A 5,668-nucleotide genomic window follows, 5' to 3' on the forward strand; every position below is an offset into this window, starting at 1 on the left:
GCTTCGGCCTGAACGGCCTCGTCCTCAAACGCCGGACGGGCTGAAAGATGCGGACTGGCGTCTTGAAGCAGCCGGACGGGCTGAAAGATGCGGACTGGCGTCCTAAAGCGCGTCGGACGGGCTGAAAGATTCTGACCGGCGTCTCGAAGCAGCCGGACGGGCTGAAAGATGTGGATCGGCGTCTCGAAGCCAGCCGGACGAGCTGAAAGACGCCGACCGGCGTCTCGAAGCAAGCCAGCCGGGTTGGAAAGAGCCGACCGGCGTCAGCAAGGTCCCACGTCCCCCGATCACCTCCGCAACCACCGAAGGGCACCCCCATGACCCGCGTCGCCGCCATCGACTGCGGTACGAACTCCATTCGGCTCCTCGTGGCCGACGTCGACCCGGCGACGGGCGAACTCGTCGATCTGGACCGGCGTATGACCATCGTGCGGCTCGGGCAGGGCGTGGACCGCACGGGTCGGCTCGCGCCGGAAGCCCTGGAGCGTACCTTCGCCGCCTGCCGTGACTACGCGGCGATCATCAAGGAACACGGCGCGGAACGCCTCCGCTTCGTGGCCACGTCCGCCACCCGGGACGCGGCCAACCGCGACGACTTCGTGCGCGGGGTCCTCGACATCCTCGGCGTCGAACCCGAGGTGGTCTCCGGCGACCAGGAGGCGGCCCTCTCCTTCACGGGCGCGACCGCCGAACTCGCCGGCCGTGACGACCTGGCCAAGCCCTACCTGGTCGTCGACATCGGCGGCGGCTCGACGGAGTTCGTGGTCGGGGACGACCAGGTCCGGGCCGCCCGCTCCGTGGACATCGGCTGCGTCCGTATGACCGAGCGTCACCTCGTCCGCGACGGCGCGGTGACCGACCCGCCCACCCCGGACCAGATCACGGCGATGCGCGCGGACATCGAGGCCGCCCTCGACCTCGCCGAACAGACGGTCCCGTTGCGCGAGGCCCGCACGCTGGTCGGCCTGGCCGGCTCGGTCACCACGATCTCGGCGATCGCCCAGAACCTCCCCGAGTACGACTCCCAGGCCATCCACCACTCCCGCGTCTCCTACGACCGCGTCCGCGAGATCACGGAGTCCCTGCTGACCTCCACCCACGCCGAACGCGCGACCATCCCCTCCATGCACCCGGGCCGCGTCGACGTCATCGGGGCGGGCGCCCTCGTACTGCTCTCGATCATGGAGCGGACCGGCGCGGCGGAGGTCGTGGTGAGCGAGCACGACATTCTGGATGGGATCGCTTTCTTGGCGGCAGGGGAGTCCGAGGCCGGCAAGTAGGGGGGGCTGAGCCGGACCGTCGTAGTACCGCCCGTCGGGCCCCGCGGCACGGATGTCAGTGCCGACCGGGACCATGGTCGTCATGACCGACGAGCGATACGCGCGACTGGCGGCCGATCACCTCTCCGCCGACCTCGCCGACCGATGGACCTCCCTCCTGCGCCCGTGCGCCCGCCTGCACCCGGCCGCGACCGACGAGCAGCCCGTCGCCACCCTCGGCGGCACGCCGGAGTTGCCGGACGGGACCGACTGGCCCGAGTGGCCGGGCCACGGCCCGCTGTCCTTCGTCGCGTCGGTGCGCTGCGCGGCACTACCACGCGAGGCCCTGACGGCGGACTTCCCTCAGGACGGCACCCTTCTCTTCTTCTATTACGAGTACGACGGTGAGGCCGACGGCGACGAGGGTTCGTTCGTCTCCGTCTACGATCCCGAGACCTGGGCCGGGGCCCAGGTCCTGTACGTCCCGGAAGGCACACCGGTCCGCCCGGCCGACGTACCGGAGGAGCTGGCCTCCTTCCCTCGCACGCCCCTCGCCGCGGAGACGGAGCTCAGCGCCCCCGACCTCTGGCTGCCGCAGGCCCGGCAGGCTCTGCTCGGTGACGGTGGGCAGTGGCCGGATCACTTCCGCGAGACCCCCGTCGAACTCCGCTCGTTCCGCCGCGCGTTCGAGCGCCTGCGCGGCCACATGGGCCACCAGATAGGCGGCCACGCCGTCCCCGTGCAGGGCCCGGTGGAGTACGAGATCGCGGACGCGCACCTCGGCCCGGGCCAACACACCTGGGGCGACCCCCTCCTGGACGAGGAAGCCGCCCGCTGGGTCGTCCTCGCCCAGTTCGACAGCGACACCGACGCGGGGATGGAGTGGGGGGACGCGGGGACCCTTTACTGGCTGATCCGCCAGGAGGACCTGACGGCATCCCGCTTCGACCGGGTTCGGCTGGTCGTACAGTGCTAGGGCGGCGGGGCGGAAGCGCACTCCACTGAGCATCCGACACCCCCGATGAGCAGCCCAGAGAGCCCTCAAAGAGCCCTCAAGACCCTCCTCCAGAACCCCCCGCCGAGAAAGTTCGTGAAGTTCTTCACAAGGAATTCGGCCCTGTCGGAGCAGGAAAAGGCCCCGGTTGGCCCTTCCGAGGGTCCGGTAGGGTGTTGAACGCGTTCAGGAGTGTGTGTCGAGGGGGTGTCGGGGGTGTGTCGAGGGGGCGGCCGACGGAGGGCCGTCGGGGCCGTCGGAGACTCAGAGCGGCAGCTCACGAGGCATTGACAACGGGTCGTACCGGGCGAGGGTTCCCCCTCGGCGGGGTGACCTGGATCATGGCGGCCGCGGAGAATAGCACACACCCTCCACAAGCTTGTGAAGGGGCGCACGAGCGACCCCCCTGGGGCAGGTGGATACTCGATGGCATGAGCACCACGGAGCGTCCCAGGATCCTCGTAGTAGGCGGTGGGTACGTAGGCCTGTACGCAGCTCGGCGCATTCTCAAGAAGATGCGCTACGGCGAGGCGACCGTCACGGTCGTCGACCCCCGGTCGTACATGACCTACCAGCCCTTCCTCCCCGAAACCGCCGCCGGCAACATCTCCCCGCGCCACGTCGTCGTCCCGCTGCGACGCGTGCTGCCGAAGGCGGAGGTTCTCACCGGCCGGGTCACCAGCATCGACCAGGACCGCAAGGTCGCCTCGATCGCCCCCCTCGTCGGTGAGGCGTACGAGCTGCCCTTCGACTACCTGGTGATCGCGCTCGGCGCGGTCTCCCGGACCTTCCCGATCCCCGGCCTCGCCGAGCAGGGCATCGGCATGAAGGGCATCGAGGAGGCCATCGGCCTGCGCAACCACGTGCTTGAGCAGCTGGACAAGGCCGACTCCACCACCGACGAGGAGATCCGCCGCAAGGCGCTCACCTTCGTCTTCATCGGCGGCGGCTTCGCCGGTGCGGAGACCATCGGTGAGGTCGAGGACCTGGCCCGCGACGCGGCCAAGTACTACAAGAACGTGTCCCGCGAGGACATGCGCTTCATCCTCGTCGACGCCGCGGACAAGATCCTGCCCGAGGTCGGCCCCAAGCTCGGCCAGTACGGCAAGGAGCACCTGGAGAGCCGCGGTGTGGAGATCTACCTCTCCACCTCGATGGACTCCTGCGTCGGTGGGCATGTCGTGCTCAAGAACGGTCTTGAGGTCGACTCCAACACCGTCGTATGGACCGCCGGCGTGAAGCCGAACCCGGCGCTGGCCCGCTACGGCCTGCCGCTCGGCCCCCGCGGTCACGTCGACTGCGCCCCGACCCTCCAGGTCCAGGGCACCGACTACATCTGGGCCGCCGGCGACAACGCCCAGGTCCCCGACATCGCCGCCCGCAAGGCCGGTGTCGAGAACGCCTGGTGCCCGCCGAACGCCCAGCACGCGCTGCGCCAGGCCAAGGTCCTCGGCGACAACGTGATGTCCGGCCTGCGGGGCTTCCCGCAGAAGGACTACTCGCACGCCAACAAGGGTGCGGTGGCCGGTCTCGGCCTCCACAAGGGCGTCGCGATGATCGTCATGGGCAAGATGAAGATCAAGGTCAAGGGCCGGCTCGCCTGGTACATGCACCGCGGCTACCACGGTCTGGCCATGCCGACCTGGAACCGCAAGATCCGCGTCTTCGCCGACTGGACCCTCGGCATGTTCCTCAAGCGCGAGGTCGTCGCCCTCGGCGCCATGGAGAACCCCCGCGAGGAGTTCTACGAGGCCGCCAAGCCGGCCCCGGCGCCCGCCGCCGTGGCCCAGCCGGAGAAGTCCGAGGCCAAGGCCTCCTGACCCACCCCGGTCGCCGGACAACCGAAGAAGCGAGCGAACCGAAGGGCCTTCCGCCATCCGTGGTGCGGGAGGCCCTTCGGCATGCCCGGCGACTCGCCCCGCGGCCCGCCCGCACTCCATGTACGTGGCAGCTACAGCCATTTTGCCCAGTCGTAACGCACCTGGGGGACTGCGCAGTCGCCCCGTTGGTGTTTACGTAGTGACTGGTCATTTCGGTATCGCTTGTCATGGAGGTCGCCATGGCCGACGCCGCGCTGCGGCTGAAGAGCCTCGTCGAACAACTGATTGGGGTCCCGCTCCCGGTGCGCATCCGCGCCTGGGACGGGTCGCAGGCGGGGCCGCCGGGCGCGCCCACGCTGATCGTGCGCAACCGGCGTGCCGTGCGCCGGCTGCTGTGGAAACCGGGGGAGCTGGGGCTCGCCCGTGCCTGGGTCGCCGGGGACCTGGACATCGAAGGAGACCTCTACGCCGCCCTCACGCAGATCGCCGGTCTGGTGTGGGAGCGCGGGGAGGACGCCCGGTCGCTCGCGCAGGCGGTGCGCGACCCGGAGGTACGGGCCGCCGCCCGCGGGCTCGTGAAACTCGCCGGGCTGCCGCTGCCGCCCGCCCCGCCCCGCGAGGAGGTCCGCAGGGCCCGCTCCCACCTGCACACCAAGCGCAGCGACAGACGCGCCATCAGCCACCACTACGACGTCGGCAACGACTTCTACGAGATCGTCCTCGGCCCCTCCATGGTGTACTCCTGCGCCTACTGGGAGTCCTCCGAGGCTGACGCCACCCTTGAGGACGCGCAGCGCGACAAGCTCGAACTCGTCTGCCGCAAGCTCGATCTGACGCCCGGTCAGCGCCTGCTCGACGTCGGCTGCGGCTGGGGCTCCATGGCCGTGCACGCCGCCCGCGAGCACGGCGTGAGCGTCGTCGGCATCACCCTCTCCCAGGAACAGGCCGCGTACGCCCGTAAGCGCGTCGCGGACGAGGGGCTGACCGACCGGGTGGAGATCCGGGTGCAGGACTACCGGGACGTCGCCGACGGGCCCTACGACGCCATCTCCTCCATCGGGATGGCCGAACACGTGGGCGCAGAGCGGTACTTGGAGTACGCCCGGGATCTGTACCGGCTGCTCAAGCCCGGCGGACGGCTGCTCAACCACCAGATCGCGCGTCGGCCGCAGAGCGACGAATCGGCGTACAACATCGACGAGTTCATCGACGCGTACGTCTTCCCGGACGGCGAACTCGCCCCGCTCGGCTCCACCGTCACGCAGTTGGAGCGGGCCGGGTTCGAGGTGCGGGACGTCGAGTCGATCCGCGAGCACTACGCGCTCACCCTGCGCCGCTGGGTGGCCAACCTGGAGGCCGAGTGGGGGCGGGCGGTCAAGCTGACCAGCGCCGGCCGCGCCCGCGTCTGGCGGCTGTACATGGCCGCCAGCGCCCTCGCCTTCGAGCGCAACCGCATCGGCGTCAACCAGGTCCTGGCGGTACGCACACCCGACACGGGGCTGTCCGGGCTGCCGTTGCGGGCGCGCACCTGGAACTGAACGGACCGCGTCCGCACGGCACTTGAACACGGAGGGGCTCCGCTGCCAGCCGGCAGC

At 70.0% G+C, this 5,668-nt stretch carries 4 protein-coding genes; all 4 read left to right on the forward strand.

Annotation, left to right across the window (positions count from 1 at the left end; translation table 11 throughout):
* The first annotated feature begins 317 nt into the window (after nucleotides 1-317).
* The 4 genes from ACWDR3_RS47015 to ACWDR3_RS47030 all read left to right on the forward strand — a co-directional run bounded on the left by ACWDR3_RS47015 (nucleotide 318) and on the right by ACWDR3_RS47030 (nucleotide 5,611).
* The gene (locus ACWDR3_RS47015) at nucleotides 318-1,280 is read left to right on the forward strand and encodes a Ppx/GppA phosphatase family protein (RefSeq protein ID WP_450358832.1); all 963 of its coding nucleotides are present in this window, start codon (nucleotides 318-320) and stop codon (nucleotides 1,278-1,280) included.
* A gap of 82 nt (nucleotides 1,281-1,362) precedes the next feature.
* Complete coding sequence (locus ACWDR3_RS47020; RefSeq protein ID WP_450358833.1) at nucleotides 1,363-2,235, forward strand: YwqG family protein; 873 nt, start codon at nucleotides 1,363-1,365, stop codon at nucleotides 2,233-2,235.
* 449 nt (nucleotides 2,236-2,684) lie between these two features.
* The gene (locus ACWDR3_RS47025) at nucleotides 2,685-4,073 is read left to right on the forward strand and encodes an NAD(P)/FAD-dependent oxidoreductase (protein WP_450358834.1); all 1,389 of its coding nucleotides are present in this window, start codon (nucleotides 2,685-2,687) and stop codon (nucleotides 4,071-4,073) included.
* Nucleotides 4,074-4,312: 239 nt separating this feature from the next.
* Nucleotides 4,313-5,611, forward strand: coding sequence for a class I SAM-dependent methyltransferase (locus ACWDR3_RS47030; protein ID WP_450358835.1), 1,299 nt, complete (start codon nucleotides 4,313-4,315; stop codon nucleotides 5,609-5,611).
* The last annotated feature ends 57 nt before the right edge of the window (nucleotides 5,612-5,668 follow it).

The organism is Streptomyces sp. NPDC001002, from assembly GCF_053599215.1.